General features: G+C 60.1%; 19 protein-coding genes and 2 pseudogenes. 12 read left to right on the top strand and 9 right to left on the bottom strand.

Going from position 1 to position 22,703, the window contains the following annotated elements; all coding sequences use genetic code 11:
* The first annotated feature begins 15 nt into the window (after positions 1-15).
* From ccoG to ccoS, 4 genes are read left to right on the top strand one after another with little or no spacing between them, the layout of a single operon-like run.
* Positions 16-1,461 (top strand): cytochrome c oxidase accessory protein CcoG, encoded by a 1,446-nt coding sequence (ccoG, locus tag QEZ49_RS06925; RefSeq protein ID WP_280385429.1) that lies wholly within the window; start codon positions 16-18, stop codon positions 1,459-1,461.
* On the top strand, positions 1,458-1,976 hold the full coding sequence (locus tag QEZ49_RS06930; protein ID WP_280385431.1) for a FixH family protein: 519 nt from the start codon (positions 1,458-1,460) through the stop codon (positions 1,974-1,976). Before ccoG ends, QEZ49_RS06930 begins: the two co-directional genes overlap by 4 nt.
* Entirely contained in the window at positions 1,961-4,243 is a 2,283-nt protein-coding gene (locus QEZ49_RS06935) for a heavy metal translocating P-type ATPase (RefSeq protein WP_280385433.1), read from the top strand. Before QEZ49_RS06930 ends, QEZ49_RS06935 begins: the two co-directional genes overlap by 16 nt.
* Positions 4,240-4,446, top strand: coding sequence for a cbb3-type cytochrome oxidase assembly protein CcoS (gene ccoS / locus QEZ49_RS06940; RefSeq protein WP_280385434.1), 207 nt, complete (start codon positions 4,240-4,242; stop codon positions 4,444-4,446). Before QEZ49_RS06935 ends, ccoS begins: the two co-directional genes overlap by 4 nt.
* Positions 4,447-4,486: 40 nt before the next feature.
* On the opposite strand, the gene QEZ49_RS06945 is transcribed toward ccoS, so the two are convergent.
* Positions 4,487-4,870 (bottom strand): hypothetical protein, encoded by a 384-nt coding sequence (locus QEZ49_RS06945; RefSeq protein ID WP_280385435.1) that lies wholly within the window; start codon positions 4,868-4,870, stop codon positions 4,487-4,489.
* Between the two features lie 132 nt (positions 4,871-5,002).
* On the opposite strand from QEZ49_RS06945, the gene QEZ49_RS06950 reads away from it, so the two are divergent.
* Positions 5,003-5,740, top strand: coding sequence for a response regulator (locus QEZ49_RS06950; RefSeq protein ID WP_280385437.1), 738 nt, complete (start codon positions 5,003-5,005; stop codon positions 5,738-5,740).
* 101 nt (positions 5,741-5,841) lie between these two features.
* A complete protein-coding gene (locus tag QEZ49_RS06955) occupies positions 5,842-6,135 on the top strand; it encodes a hypothetical protein (RefSeq protein WP_280385439.1) in 294 nt (97 codons plus the stop codon).
* A gap of 37 nt (positions 6,136-6,172) precedes the next feature.
* On the opposite strand, the gene QEZ49_RS06960 is transcribed toward QEZ49_RS06955, so the two are convergent.
* Positions 6,173-7,837, bottom strand: a complete 1,665-nt coding sequence (locus QEZ49_RS06960; RefSeq protein WP_280385441.1) for a PAS domain S-box protein — start codon at positions 7,835-7,837, stop codon at positions 6,173-6,175.
* Positions 7,838-7,956: 119 nt separating this feature from the next.
* Positions 7,957-9,828: a PAS domain S-box protein gene (locus QEZ49_RS06965; protein WP_280385443.1), complete on the bottom strand. Its 1,872-nt coding sequence runs from the start codon at positions 9,826-9,828 to the stop codon at positions 7,957-7,959.
* Between the two features lie 197 nt (positions 9,829-10,025).
* On the opposite strand from QEZ49_RS06965, the gene QEZ49_RS06970 reads away from it, so the two are divergent.
* A complete protein-coding gene (locus QEZ49_RS06970) occupies positions 10,026-10,199 on the top strand; it encodes a DUF1328 domain-containing protein (protein WP_083509821.1) in 174 nt (57 codons plus the stop codon).
* A gap of 258 nt (positions 10,200-10,457) precedes the next feature.
* Positions 10,458-11,270 carry a response regulator gene (locus tag QEZ49_RS06975; RefSeq protein ID WP_280385446.1) on the top strand — a complete coding sequence of 271 codons (813 nt, stop codon included), beginning with the start codon at positions 10,458-10,460 and terminating at the stop codon, positions 11,268-11,270.
* A gap of 299 nt (positions 11,271-11,569) precedes the next feature.
* On the opposite strand, the gene QEZ49_RS06980 is transcribed toward QEZ49_RS06975, so the two are convergent.
* The 4 genes from QEZ49_RS06980 to QEZ49_RS06995 form a co-directional block, all read right to left on the bottom strand.
* Positions 11,570-12,169 carry a sigma-70 family RNA polymerase sigma factor gene (locus tag QEZ49_RS06980; protein WP_280385448.1) on the bottom strand — a complete coding sequence of 200 codons (600 nt, stop codon included), beginning with the start codon at positions 12,167-12,169 and terminating at the stop codon, positions 11,570-11,572.
* The gene (locus QEZ49_RS06985; RefSeq protein WP_280385450.1) at positions 12,166-12,603 is read right to left on the bottom strand and encodes a NepR family anti-sigma factor; all 438 of its coding nucleotides are present in this window, start codon (positions 12,601-12,603) and stop codon (positions 12,166-12,168) included. The genes QEZ49_RS06980 and QEZ49_RS06985 overlap by 4 nt, the downstream gene beginning before the upstream one ends.
* Positions 12,604-12,848: 245 nt before the next feature.
* The gene (locus QEZ49_RS06990) at positions 12,849-13,046 is read right to left on the bottom strand and encodes a CsbD family protein (protein WP_068463986.1); all 198 of its coding nucleotides are present in this window, start codon (positions 13,044-13,046) and stop codon (positions 12,849-12,851) included.
* 912 nt (positions 13,047-13,958) lie between these two features.
* On the bottom strand, positions 13,959-14,624 hold the full coding sequence (locus QEZ49_RS06995) for a Crp/Fnr family transcriptional regulator (protein ID WP_280385451.1): 666 nt from the start codon (positions 14,622-14,624) through the stop codon (positions 13,959-13,961).
* 282 nt (positions 14,625-14,906) lie between these two features.
* Between QEZ49_RS06995 and QEZ49_RS07000 the strand changes: the two genes are divergently transcribed.
* The 4 genes and pseudogenes from QEZ49_RS07000 to rimO all read left to right on the top strand — a co-directional run bounded on the left by QEZ49_RS07000 (position 14,907) and on the right by rimO (position 20,619).
* Positions 14,907-15,107 carry a hypothetical protein gene (locus QEZ49_RS07000; protein ID WP_280385453.1) on the top strand — a complete coding sequence of 67 codons (201 nt, stop codon included), beginning with the start codon at positions 14,907-14,909 and terminating at the stop codon, positions 15,105-15,107.
* 1,004 nt (positions 15,108-16,111) lie between these two features.
* Positions 16,112-16,528, top strand: coding sequence for an Hsp20/alpha crystallin family protein (locus QEZ49_RS07005; RefSeq protein WP_068463999.1), 417 nt, complete (start codon positions 16,112-16,114; stop codon positions 16,526-16,528).
* 76 nt (positions 16,529-16,604) lie between these two features.
* Entirely contained in the window at positions 16,605-18,968 is a 2,364-nt protein-coding gene (lon, locus tag QEZ49_RS07010; protein WP_280386003.1) for an endopeptidase La, read from the top strand.
* A 345-nt stretch (positions 18,969-19,313) separates the two neighbouring features.
* Positions 19,314-20,619, top strand: a pseudogene (rimO, locus tag QEZ49_RS07015) (30S ribosomal protein S12 methylthiotransferase RimO).
* 343 nt (positions 20,620-20,962) lie between these two features.
* Here rimO and QEZ49_RS07020 read toward each other — a convergent pair.
* Positions 20,963-21,139, bottom strand: coding sequence for a hypothetical protein (locus tag QEZ49_RS07020; RefSeq protein WP_280385455.1), 177 nt, complete (start codon positions 21,137-21,139; stop codon positions 20,963-20,965).
* 460 nt (positions 21,140-21,599) lie between these two features.
* Positions 21,600-22,684: pseudogene (gene aroC, locus QEZ49_RS07025) on the bottom strand (chorismate synthase).
* Positions 22,685-22,703: the final 19 nt, after the last annotated feature.

A 22,703-nucleotide genomic window follows, 5' to 3' on the forward strand; every position in this document is an offset into this window, starting at 1 on the left:
ACGCGCAGGAATGCCATGAATCAGACGACTGAAGCGACCGTCGGGCAACGCCCGATGGAGGCTTACATCGGGCGCAAGAAAATCTATCCAAAGCTTGCGCACGGCTTTTACCGCAAGGTGAAATGGGCGGTGCTGGTCGTCACGCTGGGCATCTACTATTTGCTGCCCTGGTTGCGGTGGGATCGTGGACCGAACCTGCCGGACCAGGCGTTCCTGCTGGACTTCGCCAATCAGCGGCTGTTCTTCGGCCCAATCGAAATCTGGGCGCAGGAACTGTACTACATCACCGGCATTCTCATCCTCTCGGCATTGGGGCTGTTCCTTGTGACAGCTGTCGCCGGGCGGATGTGGTGCGGTTACACGTGTCCGCAGACAGTGTGGACGGATCTGATGATCCTGGTCGAGCGCTTCTGGCAGGGCGACCGTAACGCGCGCATGCGGCTCGACAACGGCCGCTGGACGTTCGAGAAGATCTGGAAGAAGGCAGGCACGCACATTTCGTGGTTGCTGATCTCGGTCGCGACCGGCGGTGCGCTTGTCTTCTATTTCCGCGATGCGCCAACCTTGTTGGTTGAGCTGTTTACCGGCGAGGCTCCCGCGGTCGCGTATGCATTCCTGGCCATCTTCACCGGCACGACGTATCTGCTGGGCGGCATCGCGCGCGAGCAGGTCTGCATTTACATGTGTCCGTGGCCGCGCATTCAGGCGGCGATGTTCGATCGTGAATCACTGCTTGTAACCTACCGCGATTATCGTGGTGAGCCGCGCGCCCCGCACAAGAAGGGGCAGCCGTGGGATGGACGTGGCGACTGCGTCGACTGCAAGGCGTGCGTCACAGTCTGCCCGATGGGCATCGATATCCGCGATGGCTCACAGCTTGAGTGCATCCAGTGTGCGCTGTGCATCGATGCCTGCAATGACATCATGAAGCGTGTCGGCCGTCCGCAGGGCCTCATCGCCTACGATACCTTCGAGAATGTCGAAGCGCCGGTGCATCTCGCTCACCCAAAGGTGAAGCTGTTCCGTCCGCGCATCGTGCTTTACTCGCTCATGATGCTTCTCGTTACGGGCATTATGGCTGCGGCGTGGATGAATCGTTCTTCCACAGATGTAACCGTGCAGCAGGACCGCAACCCGATGTTCGTCAAGCTGTCGGACGGCAGCCTACGTAACGGTTTCACCGTCAAGCTGCTCAACAAGGAACATCATGTGCGCGGCTTCCAGCTTGGCATCGCCGGACTTGAGGGCGCCAAGATGACGGTGGTAGGCTTTGATGATCCGACCTCAACCATCAAGGTTGCGTCCGATAATCTGCGTGCACTGAAGGTTCTTGTTACGGTGCCGGTGGCAATGCGCGACAAGTTGAAGGGCGCCGCCACGCCGTTCCAGTTGATCGTCACCTGCGCAGAGAATGGCGACGTTACCCATCACGATCTCAACTTCCGGGGGCCCGACCAATGAGTGACACCGCTGCACCTGCCGGACCGCGTGGACGCCGATTGCAGGGTCGCCATGTGTTCATGATCCTCGTCGGCTTTTTCGCCACCATTGTGGTTGTCGACGGCTTCATGATCTATCAGGCCGTAACGACGTTCGGCGGCCTTGAAACCAACGACGCCTATCGCAAGGGCCTGCATTACAACGACCGCATCGAGCGTCAGGTCGCTCAGTCGGCCAGTGGCTGGAGCGATACGGTCAGCGTCGCTGGCGAGCCCGCGAAGTTGCGCGTTGTGCTGCATGGCCGCGACAATGAGACCATCGCCGGGCAGGCTCTGAGGGCCCGGGTTGGGCGGCCAGCCACGAACCGTTATGATATGAACCTGGAACTGGTTGAAACAGCCCCGGGCTTATATGAGGCCCCGCTGGGTGATGAGATAGCCGGTGGGGCGTGGATTGTTGACGTCAGCGCATTCAATGCGAACACGGATAACGACCCGGCCTATCAGGCGCGGAGCAGGATATGGATAGGGCAGTAACCCTTCCTTTGCCCGGCGGCATGCAGGGCGACGGCGCATCAACACACGGGAACAATGCGCCGGAGGAAGACCGCACACCCCGTACGATTCTTCTCATCGTAGAGAATATGGTGTGCGGCGCCTGCATGGGCACCATCGAGCGCGCCTTGCGCAAGGTGCCTGGGGTGGAGGCCGCCAGGGCAAGCCTTTCCACGCGCCGCGTCTCTGTCACCTACGATGAAGACACGACTGAGCCTCTGCAACTGATCGAAGCACTCGATCATGAAGGATACCGCGCTGCCGAGTCCGTTGGCAGCGCCGACGAGGCCGCCAATGCCCGCGCCGACGATCTTCTGCGCCGTCTTGGTGTAGCCGGTTTTGCGCAAGCCAACGTCATGCTGCTGTCGGTTGCGGTCTGGGCCGGTATCGCCAGCGATATGGATGCTTCGGCCAAGGGCCTGTTCCATTGGCTGTCCGGTCTGATCGCGATGCCCGCAATTGCATACTCGGGCCAGCCGTTTTTCCAATCCGCCCTGGCGGCACTCAAGGCGCGCCGCCTGAACATGGATGTGCCGATCTCGCTCGGCATCATTCTTGCCACGGCGATGAGCGTTTATCAGTCCTATCGCGGCACGGAGCAGGTTTATTTCGACGCCGCAATCACACTCACGTTCTTTCTGCTGATCGGCCGCTATCTCGACGAATACATGCGTGTGCGTGCACGGGGCGCGGCGGAGAACCTCATCGGCTTGAAGGCGCTGGCGGCAAATGTCATCGGCGAGAACGGCGCGGTGCGCCGGGTGCAGGCGCGTGAATTGACGCCGGGCATGCGGGTGCAGGTGGCGGCCGGCGAGCGTATTCCGGTCGATGGCCGCATCGTGAGCGGCTCAACCGAAATCGACACCAGTCTCATCACCGGTGAATCGATTCCTCGCGCAGCATCGGACGGTGAAACCGTGCACGCCGGAACGGTCAATCTGGGTGGCGTTATCATCGTTGAGGCAAGCGCTACCGACGACAATACGCTGCTGGCCGAAATCGCCCGTCTGGTGCAGGCGGCTGAGCAGGGTCGTGGCCGTTACGTGCGGCTGGCCGACAGGGCCGCACGCCAGTATGCGCCGGCGGTGCATCTACTCGGCGCGTTGACGCTTATTGGCTGGATGATCGCGGGCGCGGGCTTCGAGCGCTCGCTGACGTACGCCATCGCCGTGCTCATCATCACGTGTCCGTGCGCGTTGGCGTTGGCGGTTCCGGCTGTGCAGGTTGCGGCGGCCAGCCGTCTGTTCGCGAAGGGGGTTATCGTCAAGGCGCCGGATGGGCTGGAGCGTTTGTCGGAAGTCGATACGATCGTGTTCGATAAAACCGGTACGCTGACGCGCGGTGAGCCTTCACTCTCCAATGCCGACCAGATTGACGATCGCACGCTGGCTGCTGCTGCATCACTCGCGGTGGCGAGCAGACATCCCTATTCGCGTGCTGTTGTGCGCACGGCGCGTGAGCGTGGATTGTCATTCGCCGCCGCAGAGGGAACGGTTGAAGAGCCGGGCAGCGGATTGCGTTGCGATGCTTCGGTTGGTGGAGAGCAGCGTCTGGGATCAGCCGCCTGGGTTGGCGTTGAAGGCTCCGATGGCGCGCAGGCACCCTCCTCATCGCTCTGGTTCCGCGATGGCAGCGCGCCGCCTGTTGCGTTCCGCTTCCAGGACGAGTTGCGATCGGATGCGGCAGCGCTAGTCGGTGATCTGCGCAAGGCGGGCTTCAAGGTCTGTCTGCTCTCGGGCGATCGCGAAGCAGCTGTCCGCACCGCTGCCGCTGCATGTGGCATTGATGACTGGTCTGCCGAGGTTCGTCCGGCTGGCAAAATTGAGCGTCTCAAGCAGCTCAAGGCTGAAGGTCATCAGGTGCTGATGGTCGGTGACGGCCTCAACGACGCGCCTGCGTTGGCCGAGGCGCATGCATCGCTGTCGCCGTCGACAGCGGCGGATGTCAGTCAGATCGCGTCGGATGCCGTCTTCCAGGGCGAAGCGCTGGAGCCGGTTGCCGAGGCATTGAAGGTTGCGCGGTCGTCGCAACGGATGGCGATCGAGAATTTCGGAATTTCGCTGGCCTATAACGCTGTGTTTGTGCCCCTGGCCGTTGCCGGATACGTGACGCCGTTGCTGGCGGCGGTGGCGATGTCGCTATCGTCAATCGCGGTCACGGCGAATGCCCTGCGGCTGCGGAACCGTCGTCTCACGCTCACCTCAGAAGCGACGCCGATGTGGACGTTGCAAGGGAGCGCAACACAATGACGGCGCTTGCCTGGTTGATACCCTGCGCACTGGTGCTCGGCGGTTTGGGATTGGCGGCGTTTCTATGGTCGCTGCGCAGTGGCCAGTTTGATGATCTCGAGGGCGCTGGCTGGCGCGGCATTGAGGATCATGAAGGACCGGACGTGCCCGGGCCGGAGCGCCGACAGGCTACGCCCGAGGACTACGCGCCCAAGGCCGATTAGATCTACGTGGTGAGACCGCCGTCGACGACTTGGCGAAACTTTAGTCGCTGCGGATGCCGTCATGAGTCAGCAGCAGATCGCATTTGCAGTCCAGCATCTCGCGCGAGATGTCGAGGCGTTGCTCCGGGTTCTGGACATTAACAACCACAAGCGCAGCGCCGGACTGCAGATGGCGCGAGATCTGCTCCGACAATCGCCCGCAACCAAGGCCGGGCAGCCCTGTCAGAGGTCCGTCCGGAATTGCTTCGGCCGCTGAAACGACATCGACATTCCGGGCTGCGCAACGGCGCAGCCGCTCGGCGACGCTGGCGGCTGCAGCGGGCTGGAAGAATACGCCGACGACAAAGCTGGGCCGAGCACTGTCGACGCCCTTGCAGACGTTGCAACAGGTCTTGTCCGTGCCGTTTGATATCGATTGTGCCACCGGACTGCGCCTTCGTCTGGTTCGGTCAAACGGCGCTAAAGTAGCCTGTGGCAACCGCCAGGATTTGACCCGATTGTGCGCTTGTGTGACAGCATGTAACAGAGGCGACCGGTTTTTCTGAATGTGCCGTCCATGTCCATGCAAGACGACCAACAAACAATCCTGATAGTTGACGACGAACCACAGGTGCGCGAGCTGCTGCGTACGGGCTTAGAAGCTGAGGGATTTCATGTGCTTGAGGCTGGCGATGGCCGTCAGGCGATGGAGCAGGTGGGCCGCCAAAACGTCAGCCTGATAACGCTTGACCTGAAGCTTGGCGGCGAGGACGGCCTGAAGTTCGCGCGTGAATTGCGCATGGCGAGAAATACGCCGATCATCATGATCACCGGCAAGGGCGATGCGATCGACCGTATCGTCGGGCTGGAACTGGGCGCTGACGATTACATTCCCAAGCCGTTTCTGATGCGCGAAGTTGTTGCACGCATCAGGGCGGTTCTGCGCCGTTACGTCAGCAGCAACACGCAGGCGTCAGCGGGCGCGGACAGCGCCGATGAGCGCTTCGCGTTCGATGGCTGGACGGTAGATATTGCGCGGCGGGAGGTGCATGATCCGGCCGGCGAGAGGCGCGATCTCACAACCGCCGAGTTCAACTTGCTGGCTGTATTCCTGCACAAGCCCGGGCGTGTGCTTTCTCGCGATGATTTGATGGATCTGCTCAAGGGCCATGAGTGGACGCCGATGGACCGCTCGATCGATGCGCTCGTCGCGCGCCTGCGCAAGAAGCTTGAGCCTGAGAGCGAGCGGCCAATGCTGGTGAAGACGGTGCGCGGCGTTGGTTATGTTTTCGCCGGCAGCGTCAAGCGACTTTAGCCTGAAGTGCTTTCGGAAAAGTGGAACCCGGTTTCCGACAAGAAGCACGAGAAAACATACACGCAGCGTCACCTTGGCTGTGCTGTTGAAGGTAAAACATCATGACGCGGCAAGGCCCGATCATCGTCACGCTGAAAGTTCTGCTCGTGCTCGCGGGCAGCGCACTCATGGGCCTGCTGCTGTTGATGACAATCGGCTTTATCGTTGGGGCGCCTGACAAGCCATCCGCCGATCGCATCCGTGAGGAATGCACCTCGCGCTTTGCCAGCGAAGGCGGCGATGCAGTGGAATCCTGCGCAGCTGAGCTTATGGCCCGTGCCGCCGACGATGAACGTCAGCGTATGCTTGATGAAGCTTATCGGGCCGCGCAGAAGCCCAGACAATCGGCTGAGTAGCGCGCCGACCGGGCGGCCATCCTCGGCGGCTTAATGATCAAGGATTGGTGCGGTGCAGGGCGTCGTGTAGGGCGGTCGCAAGCTGTGCGCGTTTGTATGGCTTGCGCAGAATTGGGCCGCTGCCCGCCTCCCACGGTGCATGGCGGGCTTCTTCCGCCGCGTATCCGGTGGTCAGCACAACCTTGATGTGCGGCGCGTGCTCGCGCACCCAGCTCGCCACATCGTATCCCGACATACCACCCGCCATCACGATGTCGCTCAATACCAGATCGACATGTTCGCCTGACTTGAGCAAGCTTATAGCTGCCGGCCCACTTTCGGCTTCCAGCGCGACATATCCCAATCCTTCGACGCGCTGCATCGTAACTTCGCGCACGTCGTCGTTGTCTTCGACAACCAGGATAATCTCGCTGGCCTCCGACATGGGCACCGCTTCGGCGGATTGATGAGCTACCGAGCTTTTTTCCGCGTCGGCCCGGGGCAAATAAAGGCGCACAGTGGTGCCACGTCCGGGCGTGCTTTCGATTGCAGCATGGCCATCCGATTGCTGCGCAAAACCATAGACAGTGCTGAGGCCGAGGCCTGTTCCACGTCCCGGCTCCTTAGTGGTGAAGAACGGCTCAAACGCGCGCTCGATGACATCGGGGGGCATTCCGTCGCCGCTATCGGAAACGGAGAGCATCACGAACTGACGCCCGCCACCGTCGAATGGCAACTCGCTGCCTTCGACATTGCGGGTTTCGATGAGCAATTCGCCGCCATTCGGCATTGCGTCACGGGCGTTGATGGCGAGATTCAGAATTGCGTTCTCGACTTCGCTCGGATCGACCCTCGTAGTCCAGAGCTGCCCGGCAAGCATGGTGCTCAGCGTAATCGGCTCGCCTATGGAGCGCTTCAGAATTTCCATCAATCCCAGAACAAGGTCGTTGAGATCCAGCACCTGCGGTGACAGCGACCGTCGGCGCGCGAAGGTCAGCAGCCGCTTCGTCAGCGCTGCACCCATGTCCGCCGCGTCGCCTGCGCGCTTGAGCAACGTTTTGGAGTTGGGCTCAAGCGAGTTGGAACCAAGCAGTTCAAGGTTGCCGGAGATGATGGTCAGCAGGTTGTTGAAGTCATGCGCCACGCCACCGGTTAGCTGGCCGAAAGCCTCCATGCGCTGGGCCTGAATAAGCGCGGCATGGGCCTCTTCGCGCCGTTTGATTTCCGCTTCAAGTGCGCGGGTGCGCTCGGCAACGCGTTCTTCCAGTTGCGAGTTAGCACGCGCCAGTTCGGCCTGAGCGCGTTTGCGTTCCGTTACATCGCGCACCACCACCATGTAGACGCGCCGGCCACCGATTTCCTGCTTGGCGATGGAGGCTTCGGCGGGAAACTCGCTGCCGTCCTTGCGGCGCGCGAAAATCTCCTGCCGCTCTCCCATGCGTCGGGCAGCCACGCGGGAGGCGGAAAATACTGCAACGTGTTCCTTGTGCAGCGGGCGGAAGCGATCGGGAATGAGAATATCGAGCGGTTGGCCGATGATCTCTTCCTTGGTGTAGCCAAACATCGCCGCGGCACCGTCGTTGAACAGCATGATGCGCATCTGCTCATTCAGCGAGATGATGGCATCGGCAGCAATCGCCAGAATCGTGGAGATCTGCTGTTCGGCGATTTGCAGCTCGGTCTCGTGATCGTTTGGTGCTGGCTGGTCGGTCTGTTCAGTCATTGCTAGCGGCTGCAAATGGATGGCTCACCGCGATTGAAGGCCAAGTCGAATTATTAGGCAAGGCCGCTGTTGTGCGGGCCGCCGCAATTTTGTCGAACGGGAACAGCCGAGCAGGGCTGTTAAGTATCGGCAGTCGATTGAACCGGGGCGCTGTTCCGCCGCCAGTTGGCCGCCATGAATTCCGGCGGAATTGCTATCGACCACCGCACGCCTTCGGGCGGAAACTCATAATCAACGTGGGCGTTCAGCGCCTGTCCCACAACCTTTTCGATCACGACGTGGCCGAACCCCTTTATTGTGGCAGGTGCTACGCGCGGGCCACCCGTTTCGCGCCAATTCAATATCAGTCGCATCAGGCCTTCGGCGTCAGGCTCGAAGTGCCAGTCCATGTGCACCTTGCCTGACGACGTGGAGAGCGCTCCGTATTTGGCGGCGTTGGTGGCCAGCTCGTGCAGCGCCAGCCCGAGGTTCTGCGCTGCGGTTGCATTGACGAAAACCATCGGGCCTTCGCATTCAAGCGCATCCGATGTATTGCCGATGAAGGGTTGCAGCACTGCGCGGATCAACTCTTCCAGCGACGCGCCTGTCCAATCCTCGGCGACGAGCAGATCGTGTGACGCGGACAGGCTCTGCAGGCGCTGAATGAGCTGCGACTGCAGCACTTCCACGTCAGAACTTGCGCGCGCTGTCTGTCGCACCATAGCGACGATTACCGCCAGCAAATTTTTGGTGCGGTGGGAAAGCTCGCGCATCACCATGCGCAGATGCTTCTCGGCGCGACGTCGCTCGGTCACGTCGCGGAACACAGCGGAAAACCCGAAGATGTGGCCATCGGGCCGGCGCATCGGGGCAACGTTGATGGCGACGTCCAGCATGGAGCCATCTTTGCGCTTGCGGATGGTGTCGCGCATCACGTGCTGGCCCGCACGCAGGTGAATATATTTCTCGTCGAACTCGGATTGGGCGTCGTCGGGGAACAGCAGACGTTCCGATTTACCGATCACTTCGTCGGCCGCATAGCCGAACATCGCCTCTGCGCCGGGGTTCCAGGATTGGATGATCCCGTCGTGAGACATCGAAAGAATACCGTCGGCGGAGGTGGCGACGATCGTTGCGAGCTGTGCGTTCTTTTCAGCTTCCTGCAGATGTTCAGTGATGTCAGTGTTGGTGCCAAACCAGCGTATGACGGTGCCTTTGTCGTCGCGAATAGGCATCGCGCGTGAAAGAAACCATCGATAAACGCCGTCGCGCCCTTTCAGCGGGAAGGTGTCCTCCCAGACTTCACCGGTTGTGAGGCAGCGGTTGATTTTTTCCATCACGCGCTCGACGTGATCGGGGTGCTGGCGCAGCGGCCAGCCCCATTCCCGGGCCTCTTCAAAAGGCAGGCCGGTGTAATCAAACCAGCGCTTATTATACCAGAAAATGCCGCCGTCCTGGTCGGCCATCCAGGCGAATGCAGCGATGTTGTCGGCTAGCGTTCGAAAGCGGGATTCGCTCTCGCGCTGGGCGCGTTCTGCATACACCCAGGGTGTTGTGTCAGCGACGATCGCCAGCACGCCATTGGGCAGGCCGTCGTCGCCGAGAATTGGGCTGTAATCCAGATTGGTCCATACATCCTGCGGAGCTTCGTGCAGGCGTAAGGTGAAGTGCTTGTCCCGGAACGAGAGCGACTCGCCGGCCAGTACGTTTTCGATAACGCGTTGATTGAAGTCGGCAGTTTCGGGCCAGCCGATTAGTACAGGCTGACCGAGCAGGCCGGGATGCCGCGAGCCCACGAAGCTGGCATAGCCGTCATTATAGATCATCGTGCCTTCCGGTCCCCAAAGGACCAGCATAGGCACGGGTGAAGCAGTTATGATGTCGACTGCAACCTTCAACGCAATAGGCCAGTCTTCAATCGGGCCTACAGGTGTGGTGCTCCAGTCGAACTGGCGAATGTGGGTGCTCATCATCCGGCGGGCGATAGACGGCATTGCGGTGCCTGTGCTCAACTTGTTATCCGGGTCTCAGTTCCCGTGAATTTCGACACAACGCGTTTTTTTATTTCGGTGGCATCGGTCCGTCTAAGGCACGGAGATCTCCTAGGCGACGAAACAATGCTTCATGACCCTCCTGCCGCGTAACTGGAACCTGATGTCGCCGGGGCGTGTTTTGCTGATGCAGTATTTTTGCGTAGCAAGAGGATGTCATGGGTAATTTGCTCTATTGGGCGGTGGTATTTCTGGTGGTCGCCATCGTTGCAGCATTTTTAGGTTTCGGCGGAATAGCTGGCGCTGCAACTGAGGGCGCGCGTTTGCTCTTCTGGATCGCAATTATTTTGCTGGCCCTCGCCGTGGTGGGTGGCATGTTGCGTCGGGGCTGAGAATGTAGCGGCCTTTGGCAAGGCTTTCCATCGGCCAGCTGTGGTCGTGCGCGCCCTGTCCAGCTAACCCGAATTAAGCGGTTACGTGGTAGGGCAGTAGAGGCTGCCTGCGGCCTTATTAAAAGGTAAAGCCTTCCTTTCGGTCAAAGAACATTCGAAAGACTGACGGAACTTTTCACGCAACTGAGCGTTTCGAAACCGTTTTGCTGTCCGGGTGCCGATCCGGCACCGGAAAGCAAATTGTGTAAAGGGGAGAGCATGTCGATTTCTGATATTATCGCGTCGCAACTGCCTTATCTGAGGCGGTTCGCGCGCGTTCTCTCGGGCAGCCAGGAAAGTGGTGACGCCTATGTCGTGGCAATGCTTGAGGCAATCGCCGCCGAGCCTACGGTATTTCCGGACCAGTTAGAGCCTCGCGTTGCGACCTATCAATCGTTCCTGGATGTCTGGAACGCGGTTGAGCTTAACCACACCAGGGAAGAGGGCACCTCAGAACGGCTGGCCGCTGCGGATCGCAAGCTGGAAGCTATCACGCCCAGAGCGCGCCAGGCATTTCTGCTAATGGCCGTTGAGGAATTTTCTACCGCCGATACGGCCGCAGTGCTCCGGACAGACGAGGCTGAAGTCAAAGCCCTTGTCGATCAGGCGGCATCCGAGATCGCCGAGCAGGTGGCCACCAACGTTCTCATTATTGAGGACGAGCCGATGATCGCGCTGGATCTGGCCGATCTGGTTTCAGGGCTCGGCCATGATGTCAGCGACACTGCCCGCACGCATAAGGAAGCGGTGGCCGCGTTCCAGAAACACAAGCCGGGTCTCGTTCTGGCTGATATTCAGCTGGCAGACGGCAGCTCTGGTCTGGAGGCGGTTAACGAGATCCTCGAGACCTTCGATGTGCCGGTCATCTTCATCACCGCATATCCGGAACGTCTTCTCACCGGCAGCAGGCCTGAGCCGACCTTTCTGATCAATAAGCCGTTCCGCACCGAGACGGTGCAGGCGGTTATCAGCCAGGCATTGTTTTTCGATTACAAGGCTCGCAGCCCTAACGCTGAGGGCGCATCGGCATGATGCTGTCGGTGAGGATGACAGGCGGCGTGCTGTAGGCGGCCGCTGCGGACTAAATACATCATGGGACGACAACAACGAAGGCGGGGAGACCCGCCATTTTCGTTTGGCGCGTGCCTGCTGTCATGGAACGATGCGGAGAGCGGAGAGCGGAGAGCGGAGAGCGGAGAGCGGAGAGCGGAGAGCGGAGAGCGGAGAGCGGAGAGCGGAGAGCGGAGAGCGGAGAGCGGAGAGCGGAGAGCGGAGAGCGGAGAGCCGCGGGGAACGCAGGCGTCGTAGGGCGCGAAGGACTGACTTCTCCGTTATACAGCCCGCGCGCGTCGAGAGTTGCCAGCTGGCGTTGTTGGCGTCAGTGGCGGCCTGTCAGCATCAGCGCTTTTGTTGGGTTTGTCGCCCGTGGCCGACGTCTGAGACATGAGTTCATTGAGGCGGGTGCGTGCACGGTTCACCCGGCTTTTCACGGTGCCAACGGCACAGCCTGCAACTGCCGCAGCGTCCTCGTAGGAAAATCCTTCCGCGCCGACAAGAATGAGCGCTTCACGCTGGTCGGCAGGTAGTTTCGTGAGGGCATTATTGAGATCCAGCAGATCGAGATGCCCCTGTTGCTCCGGCGGAGCTGACAGCTTCGCGGCGTGGTATCCTTCGCTATCGGCGATCTCACGCTTGGTCTTGCGCAGTTCCGAAAAATAAGCGTTGCGCAGAATGGTGAAGAGCCACGCCTTGAGGTTCGTGCCTTCCTGAAATGAATCGAGATGGTTCCACGCCTTAACCAGCGCTTCCTGCACCAGATCGTCGGCGCGATCGCGGTTGCCGCACAACGAGATCGCAAACGCGCGCATATTCGGAATAGCGGCGATCAGATCGTTATGGAGCGGACTGTCGGACTGTGCGGAATGGCTCAACGGCTTTCCTTTCCGCTTCGCTGTTTTGCATTGGTGGCTGAAGGTGTGGGTTCGCGGCGTTCGAGCTTCTTCACGAGATTCGTGATGCTGTCCGGCAGTGGTGTGCTGAGCAATTCACCGTAAGCAGCCCGCAGCTGCCGACCCAAAATCTCGGGCAGCACATCCTGGTCACGAACCCGTTGATGCGTCGATTCCGCATGGAGGTCACCAGAAGCCGGGGAGGATTGCTCACCTTCCTGGCCCTGTTCGTGCCCATCATCGCGACCGGCTACCATTGAACTGGAAATATCCTGAGCTGTGTCACTGCCGTGGGAAGAGGCAGCGGCCTGCGCTTCGGGAGACTGTTCCAGAGGCGCGGATGCTGCAGCAGTGGGAACGCTCTCACTCTGAGGTGGAGCGCCTTTGCCCCAGCCGGCGTTTTTCTCTTCAGACATTAAATCATGGCCCTCCCGTGCATTCCCCCTTCAGGCATTGTCGATCTGACCTTGAGTTGGCCCCATATGCCGTATGTTAGGCCCAGCTTGAGCATGAGGCATGTGGCATACAACGTTCTGCCATCCACGGCCGTTCCCATTTGGTCCATCTGTGGACAAGAATATTTAAGCACGGAAGACGAGAGTTCGCAGCCCGTAAGCTGCGAACTCCCGTTAGATGATCTCGATCAATTCGGAGAAAGTGGTCACCAGCGGCTCATCGCCTGATCGACCTGCTTTTTCACGTCGTCTTTTGTGATGCCGTACCGCTCTTGAATCATGCCTTCAAGCTGCTCGCGGTTGCCATTGATCTGGGCAATCTCATCGTCGGTGAGCTTGCCCCACTGTTCCTTCACTTTGCCACGAAACTGCTTCCAGTTTCCGCTGACGCGATCCCAGTTCATGTTGCACTCCTTGAAGCTCTGTACGGTGAGTACAAGGCAAAAACTGAGTTGCTGCGCTAAAAGTTCCGACATGAACCATCGTTGACATGAAACGTGAAGCGTCATGGAGCTGTGCGCTGGGCACTAGGCAATCGTGCGTCGGAATGGAGGAACTTTAGGTGGATCGCGGTGTTGGATTTTGAACAGCAAGGATAATTTTATAGGAACATGAAGGGTGAATCCGGTCAGACATCAGCTCATGATTTCAATTGGCAGAAAATTTCGCGATGCCATGAAGACATCGTGTTCTGACGCGCTCTCGCCGTCGATTGCACGAGCGCTCGACAAAGTGCGGCAATTGGAAAAATCCATGTGTTCTAGTGAGGATCGCGCTGAGTCTGTGGCTGACGGTGAAGTGTAGGCGTCGATTGCGCTCTCAAAGAGCATAGCGCCATGCGAAGCGCTGAATCTCAATTCCCCCTTTTACTGAACAACATTTGGCCGATATTGGAGATAATCTGCGCCTGGGGACCAAACGAAGTTGGCGTACATGCCGGTGCATACCATGGCATGGCCGCCTGCGACGTGTATGGGAGAGGGTGATGGGCGCGATCATGATCCGCTGTCCGAAGACGGACGAGCTTATTCCGGTGGGTATAGATACTGATCAGGACAGCTTCGCAGTGCTACCTGATGTTGTCGCTGCTCCGGTGCAGTGTCCAGCGTGTGGGGGGACACATACCTGGTCAAAGCGAGATGCGATTCTGGAAACAACGATGCGCATTCGCCCGATAAAGCGACGCCTGTAGCGCGTCGCTGATCGGAGCAATCAAGCGCTCAATGCAGCGCGCGGCAAGATCCGCCGCCATGCCATCATCGGGCACACGGCTGCTTCAACCAGAAATTTCGATTGCCTTCAGCTTCGCGCTGCCTTTAGCGAGCGTCGGCAAACTGCTCCAGCGCTTCAAGGTCTAGAATGCGTAGCCCCTTCGGGGTTTCCGTTATCATGCCACGCGCTTTCAAATCAGAAAGTACGCGCGCCAGCGCGGCGATGTTCATGCCAAGCTGATCGGCAACAGCGCCGGAGCTAACCTCATCGGGAATAAGGCTCGCGTCGCGACCTTCGCGCACGCCCATATAAGACAGCGCCGCCAGGAAAGAAGCAACTCGCCGTGCAGGCGCATCCTGAGTGCTTTGCACAGCGCGCAGCCGCATGAATTCAAACTCTCGATCGACAGCGGAAGCGTATCTGCCGGCAAGCTGCGCGTCGTCTGCCATCAGCTGTTCGAATTCAGCGGGATCAATATGGCTGACAATCGTGCGCGCCGCGGCCTGGGCGGTGCTGATGTGTGAATCCATATGGCCGAACCCGATGATGTCGCCGGGAAACGCAAATTCGATCACATCGTGCCGGCCATCAGCCCAGCGAATGTAGTGGCATAGCGCACCGCGCTCGACGCGGTAGAGCATGTGCCGTGCGTCTCCGGCATGGAACAGAGTTTCTCCGCGTGCCAATCGGCGGACGCGTGCCTTCTGCTGATCCGCCGAGAATGCGGACCGGGCTATCGGGTCAATCTGTGGAACGGAGTACGCAAGCATGGCTACGCAACTTTTTCTGGATGGCTTTGCAGAATTTTGGAATTGGGGCCCCGATTGCGGCAAACAAGTGGAAACACTGAGATCTCAATTCAGTAGCGCTATTTCTTCCTTAAAACGAACCAGACAGATGGATTGTTCCCTGAGCTGAAAGGCCGATTTCCGGTCGTTAATGATTGTTCGATGCCGTAACCATTTTGTTTCCTCACTGAGGTGCGGCCTTTTCGATCGGCCACCGGAACCTTGCTGAAGATGAGCGCATTCCTTCAGCGGAGGACTTTTACCATGAGGAATACTGACAAAACGCTCACGCCCACCGATGTAAGTCAGGGCTCACCGCGCCGTCTCAATTTTCGGGTGTTGGTGCAGTCGCTTCTGCTCGCCGTTATCGCGGCGGCGGTGCTGTATACGGTCTTTTATGCTGGCAATACCGATATGAGCACGCCTGACCCTGCACCACTGAACGAAACGGCGCCCGGTCCGTAACGCAGCGGCTGCGCTGCGTCGGGGCGGACTTCATTCCTTCCGCCCTGTGAACATCAGAGCCCGATCCGCATAAAAAAGGGGGCAGCCTAGCAGGCGCCCCCAATTTAGCTGTTATGTCCATTCGCGCCGCGGGATCATTCCATCCCGCTGCTGCGCCATGTCGACGTGGATTTGCACTTCCGGCAGATGCGCTCTCCTGCCCACGAACTGGGGAAGGACTCGCGGCAAAGCAGGCATTTCCTCGTCTTTTGCTCGGTATGTCGGCGTGCCTCACGGTCAGCTTCGAAGCTGTCCAAGCAGGTGTCGCCATGATCATGGCTGTCGGCGTGAGCGCGGTAATGTTCCTTGAAATTTGTCAACTCGACCTCGACCACAGTTGCCAATTTGCGTTCTAGTTTTTAACTGGCGAACGCCCCGGACCCGCCGTTACCTTCGGCATTTCCAGCAAAAAGATTGATATTTTCTGGATGTCTACCGGAGGGGGCACACGCGTAGTGTGCACCTTAGGAGCGCATATCGGCACTATTACATGATATTTCAAGGGTATTTCGATTGTCGTGCGTCGAAAAACCCGATCTTGGCCGCCAAACATCACGTTCTTAAGCATTTATATCGCGAAAATATTAATTCATCAATTTAAACCAAACACCGATCGCAAATACATGACTATTTTTGTATAGAAAAATCGCGCTGGAATTCAGGAATAACGTGGCCCGCTTGATGGCCAGTTAGTTTTGCCGGTTGCGTCGCGGCCCCCGGCAGCTTCGGTTGAGTGCCTGCCATCCGGTATGGGCCTCAGCCGATAGGCCTTATCCAGCTTTGTGCTCGGCGCCTGGATCGACCTCGCGATCCGTCCGGCATCCACATGCCAGGGCATCTGCGTCGCGCATCTCTGGCCGGCAGTAGAAATCCATCAATTGACGACTATCTTTCTTGACCATGCGCCGGCGCCTCGTCGGTGGCCCAGTCCTCGTCGGTGACCCAGTCAACGAAAGCGCTTGTCCATGAAAGACGATCCAACGCGTGTGATGTGGTCTCAGGCCTGCGAGATGCTTGCGCGGGCTGAACGTATGCACAGGCAGTTTTTTCAGCCGGTGCGCGTCTATGCGCGCCAACCGGTTTGGGAGCCGCCGGTTGATGTGTTCGAGGACGAGCGCGGTGTGCTGGTGGTCGTCGCTTTGCCGGGTGTGAAGCCAGAGCAGGTTGAAGCTGCGATCGACGGTAACGATCTAATTGTCATTGGCGTGCGCACACCGCCGGCGGAGTTCCGTACGGCCGAGATACATCGGCTGGAGTTGCCGCAGGGGCGTTTCGAACGCCGTCTTCGATTGCCTGCGGGGCGTTACGCTGATGTACGCCGCAGCTTTGCCGATGGTTGCTTGCTGGTGCTGTTATCGAAAGTGGGGCCGGGCCGTGACTGAGATGAAAATGGACGCTCCGAATACCAATACGAATAGCGCGGCCCCCGATAGCGGTGGGCGCTCGCTGCCGTCGCATATGCCTGCGCTGCCGGAGGATGCGATCGCGATTATTCCTGTGCGCGAGATGACGCTGTTTCCCGGCGTTGTGTTGCCGGTTGCTGTCGGTCGTCCCGGTTCGGTCGCGGCTGCGCAGTACGGTGTGCGCGAACAGCGCCAGGTCGGCATTCTCATGCAGCGCGACGGCGAAGCCGCTGTTCCGCAGCCGATCGATCTGCATCGCATCGGCACAGTGGCTAACATTGTGCGTTATGTGACGGCGCCGGATGGCTCGCATCATCTTGTCGTGCAGGGCGATGAGCGTTTCCAGATCGAGGAATTTCTCACCGGCTGGCCGTTTCTGGTCGCGCGGGTGAAGCGCATCGCGGATCCGCAGGAAACGAACGCACAAATTCAGGCGCGGTTCTTGAACCTGCAGCGGCAGGCCGTCGAAGCGCTGGAGCTTCTGCCCCAGGCGCCGCAGGAGATGTTGATTGCGGTGCAGAGCGTGCGCGAACCCGGTGCGCTCGCCGATATGGCGGCCGCGTACATGGATCTCAACGCGTTGGAGAAGCAGGAAATCCTGGAAACGGTCGATGTTTCGGCGCGTATGGAGAAGGTCTCCGCGCTGCTTGCCCATCGCATCGAAGTTCTGCGGCTGTCGCATGAGATTGGCCGCCAGACCAAAGCCGCGCTGGATGATCGCCAGCGCGAGGTGCTGCTGCGCGAGCAGATGGCAGCCATTCAGCGTCAGCTCGGTGAAGGCGAGCAGGGCAAGGCGCAGGATATCGCGGATCTGTCGGAAGCCATCACCAAGGCAGAAATGCCCAAGGAGGTGGAAGACGCTGCGCGCAAGGAACTGCGCCGGCTTGAGCGCATGCAGGAGGCGTCGCCAGATTATGGCATGACGCGCACCTATCTCGATTGGCTGATCGAACTGCCGTGGAAACTGCCTGAAGAGACGCCGATCGATATCAAGGATGCGCGGCGCATTCTTGATGAGGACCATTACGGCCTCGACAAGATCAAGCGGCGCATCGTCGAGTTTCTGGCCGTGCGCAAGCTGGCGCCGGAGGGCAAGGCGCCGATCCTGTGCTTCGTCGGACCGCCCGGCGTGGGCAAGACATCGCTTGGCCAATCGATCGCGCGCGCCATGAACCGCAAGTTCGTGCGCGTGAGCCTTGGCGGCGTGCATGACGAGGCGGAAATCCGCGGGCACCGCCGTACGTATATCGGCGCGCTGCCGGGCAACATCATTCAGGCTATCCGCAAGGCTGGGGAGCGTAACTGCGTGATGATGCTGGACGAGATCGACAAGCTGGGTTCGGGCGTGCAGGGCGATCCGCGCGCGGCGATGCTTGAAGTGCTCGATCCCGAGCAGAACGGGACGTTCCGCGACAATTATCTCGCGGTGCCGTTCGATCTGTCACGGGTTGTGTTCATCGCTACGGCGAACGTGCTCGACCAGATTCCGGGGCCGCTGCGCGATCGCATGGAGGTGATCCATCTTTCTGGCTATTCGGCGGAGGAGAAGTTCAATATCGCAAAGCGATATCTGGTTGCGCGTCAGCTCAAGGCGAACGGCCTGAAGTCCGATCAGGTTGAACTGACCGACGATGCGTTACGCGAGATCATCAACCTTTATACGCGTGAAGCGGGCGTGCGAAACCTTGAGCGCGAAATCGGCAAGGTTTTGCGCAATGCCGCCGTGCGTGTTGCAGAAGGCGAGAGCAGCACCATCAGCATCGACACGCCGGATCTGCACGCCATTCTGGGTGCGCCGGTGTTTGAAAGCGAAGTGGCGATGCGCACGTCGGTACCGGGCGTGGCAACCGGATTGGCATGGACGCCTGTGGGCGGCGATATCCTGTTTATCGAAGCCACGCGCACGCCGGGTAACGGCAAGCTGATCCTCACCGGTCAGCTCGGCGAGGTGATGCGCGAAAGCGTGCAGGCGGCGTTGTCGATCGTAAAGAACCGTTCGGCGCAGCTTGGCATCGACGAAAAGCTGTTCGAACGCAGCGACATCCACGTCCACGTTCCGGCCGGTGCAATTCCGAAGGATGGTCCGTCAGCGGGTGTTGCGATGTTTCTGGCGCTCACATCGTTGATGACCAACCGGCCGGTGCGCTCCGATACGGCGATGACGGGCGAGATCAGTCTGCGTGGGCTGGTGCTGCCGGTGGGTGGCATCAAGGAGAAGCTTGCGGCGGCTGCGCGTGCGGGCATCCGGCGCGTGATGCTGCCGGCGCGCAACCGTAAGGACATCGAGGATCTGTCCGAGGAAACGCGCAAGCAGCTTGAGCTGATCTGGCTGGAAAAGGTGGAGGACGCGATGGCTGCGGCGTTGGAGGATGAGGGTGCCGGTGCTGATGAAGGTCGCCCTGAAGTAACCGTCGATTAACCGCTCGGCCGCGTTTCCGCTGCAATACCGGGACTGCCGCCATCGCTGCGGGGCTCCCGGAGGGGCGTCTTAAACCAGGGCGAGAACGATTGAGGCCACCAGTCCGAAGGACAGGAAAAGGCCGGCCAGGGATAGCAGTCGATCGGCGGTCATGGCTGTGGTTCCAGTGTCAGCTCACTACAACCTATCGGTGCGGCCAAACGTTCCGGAACGAACAAGAAATGCTTTCTATTCCTGCCAAGCGCATAAAGAGCGCTCTCGCGCGCCCGTTCAGGCCGTGCTAGAGCCCCGGCCCTGACAATATCGCTCGACAAAAACCCGCCGGCTGATCAGAAGCGCGGCCATGTGCCAACCGTTGGCTTCGTGTCGCTTGGCTGCCCGAAGGCGCTGGTCGATTCCGAGCGCATCCTGACCAAGCTGCGCGCGGAAGGCTATCGCGTGGCGCCGGACTATGCGGGCGCCGACGTGGTGGTGGTGAACACGTGTGGGTTTCTGGATTCCGCCAAGCAGGAAAGCCTGGACGCCATTGGTGAGGCGATGGCCGAGAACGGCCGCGTCATCGTCACGGGTTGTTTCGGCGTTGAGGAAGGGCGCATCCGCGAAGCCCATCCCGGCGTGCTGGCGATCACCGGACCGCATCAGTATGAGCAGGTTGTCGAAGCGGTGCATGCCGCCGCGCCGCCAGAAGCATGATCCGTTTATCGATCTGGTGCCCGCTGAAGGCCTGCGCCTCACGCCGCGCCACTATGCGTATCTGAAGATTTCCGAAGGCTGCAACAACCGCTGCACCTTCTGCATCATTCCGCAGTTGCGCGGCGACCTGAAAAGCCGGCCGTCAAACCATGTGATGACCGAGGCCGAGCGCCTGGTGAAGGCGGGTGTGAAGGAGCTGCTGGTCATCAGTCAGGACACCAGCGCTTACGGTCTCGATCTCAAGTATGCCGAAAGCCAGTGGAAGGGGCAGCCGCTGCCCGCGCGCTTCCTGCCGCTGTGCGAGGCGCTGGGCGAGCTGGGCGCATGGGTGCGCCTGCATTACGTCTATCCCTATCCGCACGTCGATACCGTCATTCCGCTGATGGCGGAAGGCAAGCTGCTGCCTTATCTCGACATCCCGTTCCAGCATGCCTCGCCCGCGGTACTGAAGGCGATGCGCCGCCCCGGCAATCAGGAGAAGACGCTGGAGCGCATCCGCCGCTGGCGTGACGTTTGCCCTGATCTGGCCATCCGCTCCACGTTCATCGTCGGCTTCCCCGGTGAGACGGATGAAGATTTCGAGCTGCTGCTCGACTGGATGCGCGAAGCCGAATTGGCGCGCGTTGGCTGCTTCCGCTACGAGCCGGTTGATGGCGCGCCCGCCAACGATCTGGAAGGCGCGGTGCCGCAGGAAGTGAAGGACGAGCGCTGGCATCGCTTCATGGAGACGGCGAAGGAAGTCAGCGAGAAGCGGCTGGCGAAGATTGTCGGCCGCGAGATCGACGTTATCGTCGATGAGGTCGATGATGAGGGCGCGCTGGCCCGCTCCAAGTGGGATGCGCCGGAGATCGACGGCAGCGTGTTCCTCAACGGCGTCACCGACGTGAAGCCCGGCGAGATCGTTTCGGTGCGCGTGACGCAGGCTGACGATTACGACCTGTGGGCCGAACGCGTTTAACAGCGTGTGTTGAACCGAGCGCTCACCGATACCCGGGCGCTTAACATGGCGCGCTTGCGTCGGGGCACATTCCGCGCCCCGGCTTGGTTGGGTGAGTTTTTGGCTCGCCAGTCGCGCCGCTACCACCAACACGCTAGCGCCAGCCGCGACGATGCTGCTTAACAGCCAGGCGCGCGTGGTCATCGAACGCTCTATGCGCTGGGCGTAGGCGCGGAAGGTGTCGAACTCCGCCAGTTTACGGCTTATCGCTTCGAAGCTGGTGTAGGCGTGATAGTCGCCCCGGGGCGACGTGTATTCGATGCGGTCCAGCCGCGCCTTCAGATCGCGGCACTTGCGCAGCACTTCATCGAGCTTGCTTTCGCCGGCTGCGCTGCTCGCCCATGCGGAAATTGCGATAATGCCGTTCGTCCTCGGTCGCCTTCTGGAGATCGGCGACAGCACCGGCAAGCTGAGACATGTCGCGCGACAGCAGGCGCAGCGTCGCCTGCATCTGCTCCATCTTCACCGCGGTTTCGGCCACGAAGCTGTCGCGCGCGATGAGCGGAACCGAGGGCGCGACATCGCGTAACGTATTTCCGGCGAGCTACGCTCGATGACGGCTTTGCTCAAAAGCGAAATCTGTCGACGTCCGTCGAGTCTCAACACAGTCTCACGCCTCCCACGCGTCAAGCGGCCAAGTCCGGTGCTTGTCCTGAAAACAGGCAAGCGCTCTCGTTCGCGCGGGGCACGCAAGACGCAAGCGCATGCTCTCGCAGCCGAGAGCGGCGCTGCTGGCCATGCCGGCCGCAACGTCAGTGTTGGGATTTCTCTTGAGCTTCAGTTTCTTGACGATAACGCAGCGACCAAACTTTGGCTAGCCTCGCGTGTGACATTTTGTCGATAAGCACTGCAAATTTTCGCATCGTTACGCGGCGTGCGTGCGCGTGCATGCACACCACGACAGCGTACGAATTATGTGCGATTGCGCAGAGTGGCTGATGTCAGCCGATCTGTGCGCGGTGGCACGGGAAATGATCGGCGAGCACGATCGCCATCATCGCTTCACCGATGGGAACCGCGCGGATGCCGACGCACGGATCGTGACGCCCCTTCGTCATCACATCGGTTTCTTCGCCGTTGATGTCGATGGTCTTGCGCTGGGTGAGAATGGATGACGTCGGCTTCACCGCGAACCGGCACACGACCGGCTGGCCGGTGGAGATGCCGCCCAGAACACCGCCCGCGTGGTTGGAAAGAAAACACGGCTCGCCATCGTGACCGACGCGGATCTCGTCAGCGTTTTCTTCGCCGGTCAGTTCAGCAGCTGCCATGCCAGCGCCGATCTCGACAGCCTTCACCGCGTTGATGCTCATCATCGCCGAAGCGATGTCCTGATCCAGCTTGCCGTAGAGCGGTGCGCCCCAGCCTGCCGGAACGCCTTCGGCGACGACTTCAATCACTGCGCCGATGGATGAGCCGGATTTGCGGATGCCATCGAGATAGTCGGCCCACTTCACGGCGGTAGCAGCGTCGGGACAGAAGAACGGATTGGCGTCGACGGCGTCCCAGTCCCACAGCGAGCGGTCGACCTTGATATCGCCGACCTGCACTAGCGCGCCACGGATGCGTACGCCGGGAATGATCTTGCGCGCAACCGCGCCAGCGGCGACCCGCGCTGCGGTTTCGCGCGCCGATGAGCGACCGCCGCCGCGATAGTCGCGGATGCCGTACTTCTTGAAGTAGGCGTAATCGGCGTGACCGGGCCGGAACTTGCTGGCGATGTCGCCGTAGTCCTTCGAGCGCTGATCGACGTTGCGGATCATTAGTGAGATCGGTGTGCCGGTCGTCACCTGACGACCTTCTCCATCGCTGAACACGCCGGAAAGAATCTCGACCTCATCGGGCTCCTTGCGCTGGGTTGTGAAGCGCGACTGGCCCGGGCGGCGCTTATCCAGGAACTGCTGGATCTCGGATGGCTCAAGCGGAATTCCCGGTGGACAACCGTCCACAACGCAGCCGAGGCGGGACCGTGGCTCCGCCCCAGGGTCGTGACACGAAACAAATGGCCGAAAGTGTTGTGTGACATCGCCTGTAGCCGCGTTGAA

It is taken from the genome of Hyphomicrobium sp. D-2 (genome assembly GCF_029872155.1).
GTDB lineage: Bacteria > Pseudomonadota > Alphaproteobacteria > Rhizobiales > Hyphomicrobiaceae > Hyphomicrobium_A.

Excerpts from the sequence above, each read along its gene's own strand:
- ccoG (WP_280385429.1), top strand. The coding sequence starts at position 16 with ATGAATCAGACGACTGAAGCGACCGTCGGGCAACGCCCGATGGAGGCT.
- QEZ49_RS06930 (WP_280385431.1), top strand. The coding sequence starts at position 1,458 with ATGAGTGACACCGCTGCACCTGCCGGACCGCGTGGACGCCGATTGCAG.
- QEZ49_RS06935 (WP_280385433.1), top strand. The coding sequence starts at position 1,961 with ATGGATAGGGCAGTAACCCTTCCTTTGCCCGGCGGCATGCAGGGCGAC.
- ccoS (WP_280385434.1), top strand. The coding sequence starts at position 4,240 with ATGACGGCGCTTGCCTGGTTGATACCCTGCGCACTGGTGCTCGGCGGT.
- QEZ49_RS06950 (WP_280385437.1), top strand. The coding sequence starts at position 5,003 with ATGTCCATGCAAGACGACCAACAAACAATCCTGATAGTTGACGACGAA.
- QEZ49_RS06955 (WP_280385439.1), top strand. The coding sequence starts at position 5,842 with ATGACGCGGCAAGGCCCGATCATCGTCACGCTGAAAGTTCTGCTCGTG.
- QEZ49_RS06960 (WP_280385441.1), bottom strand. The coding sequence starts at position 7,837 with ATGACTGAACAGACCGACCAGCCAGCACCAAACGATCACGAGACCGAG.
- QEZ49_RS06970 (WP_083509821.1), top strand. The coding sequence starts at position 10,026 with ATGGGTAATTTGCTCTATTGGGCGGTGGTATTTCTGGTGGTCGCCATC.
- QEZ49_RS06975 (WP_280385446.1), top strand. The coding sequence starts at position 10,458 with ATGTCGATTTCTGATATTATCGCGTCGCAACTGCCTTATCTGAGGCGG.
- QEZ49_RS06985 (WP_280385450.1), bottom strand. The coding sequence starts at position 12,603 with ATGTCTGAAGAGAAAAACGCCGGCTGGGGCAAAGGCGCTCCACCTCAG.
- QEZ49_RS06990 (WP_068463986.1), bottom strand. The coding sequence starts at position 13,046 with ATGAACTGGGATCGCGTCAGCGGAAACTGGAAGCAGTTTCGTGGCAAA.
- QEZ49_RS06995 (WP_280385451.1), bottom strand. The coding sequence starts at position 14,624 with ATGCTTGCGTACTCCGTTCCACAGATTGACCCGATAGCCCGGTCCGCA.
- QEZ49_RS07000 (WP_280385453.1), top strand. The coding sequence starts at position 14,907 with ATGAGGAATACTGACAAAACGCTCACGCCCACCGATGTAAGTCAGGGC.
- QEZ49_RS07005 (WP_068463999.1), top strand. The coding sequence starts at position 16,112 with ATGAAAGACGATCCAACGCGTGTGATGTGGTCTCAGGCCTGCGAGATG.
- lon (WP_280386003.1), top strand. The coding sequence starts at position 16,605 with ATGCCTGCGCTGCCGGAGGATGCGATCGCGATTATTCCTGTGCGCGAG.